Below are 1,176 nucleotides of genomic sequence, written 5' to 3'. Positions count from 1 at the left end.
GGCCGGCGCGACCGGATGCGGACGCTGCGGCAGGGCGGCGGGCTGTCGGGCTTCACCAAGCGCTCGGAGAGCGAGTACGACCCGTTCGGGGCGGCGCATTCCTCGACCTCGATCTCGGCGGCGCTGGGCATGGCGGTGGCGCGGGATCTCCACGCGGCGGCCGAGAAGGCGCGCGGGCACGAGGCGCCCAAGCGCCGCAACATGATCGCGGTGATCGGCGACGGCTCGATGTCGGCGGGCATGGCCTACGAGGCGATGAACAACGCCGGCGCGCTGCACTCGCGGCTGATCGTGATCCTGAACGACAACGACATGTCGATCGCGCCCCCTGTCGGCGCGATGTCGGCCTACCTCGCGCGCCTGGCGTCGGGCGGGGCGTATCGCGGCCTGCGCGAGACCGCCAAGCAGCTCGGCAAGCTGCTGCCGAAGGCGATCTACCAGCGTGCGGCGCAGGCCGAGGAGTTCGCCCGCGGGCTGATCGTCGGCTCGGGCACGATGTTCGAGGAGATGGGCTTCCACTACGTCGGGCCGGTGGACGGGCACAACCTCGACCACCTGCTGCCGGTGCTGAAGAACGTGCGCGACAGCGAGCAGGGTCCGATCCTGCTGCACGTCGTGACGCGCAAGGGCAAGGGCTACGCCCCGGCCGAGGCGTCGGCCGACCGCTACCACGGCGTGGTGAAGTTCGACGTGCTCTCGGGGGTGCAGACCAAGGCCAAGGCCAACGCGCCGGCCTACACGCGGGTGTTCGGCGAGAGCCTGATCAAGGCGGCGGACGCCGACGAGAAGGTGGTGGCGATCACCGCGGCGATGCCGGGCGGCACCGGCATCGACCTGTTCGGCAAGGCGCATCCCGACCGGACCTTCGACGTGGGCATCGCCGAGCAGCATGCGGTGACGTTCGCCGGAGGTCTCGCGACGGAGGGCTACAAGCCGTTCGTGGCGATCTACTCGACCTTCCTGCAGCGGGCCTACGACCAGGTCATCCACGACGTGGCGCTGCAGAACCTTCCCGTTCGCTTCGCCCTCGACCGGGCGGGCCTGGTGGGGGCGGACGGGGCGACGCATGCGGGCGCGTTCGACTTGGCGTATCTGTGCTGCCTGCCGAACATGACGGTGATGGCGGCGGCCGACGAGGCCGAGCTGGTGCACATGGTGGCGACCTGCCACGCGCAC

1 protein-coding gene is annotated in these 1,176 nt (G+C 70.7%); it reads left to right on the top strand.

Going from position 1 to position 1,176, the window contains the following annotated elements:
• Positions 1-1,176, top strand: a 1,176-nt coding sequence (dxs, locus tag MFF13_RS25440; protein ID WP_238273295.1) for a 1-deoxy-D-xylulose-5-phosphate synthase, incomplete at both ends; no start/stop codon positions are given.

The organism is Methylobacterium cerastii, from assembly GCF_022179125.1.
Taxonomy (GTDB): Bacteria; Pseudomonadota; Alphaproteobacteria; order Rhizobiales; family Beijerinckiaceae; genus Methylobacterium; species Methylobacterium cerastii.
This window is presented reverse-complemented; position numbering and strand designations above follow the sequence as displayed.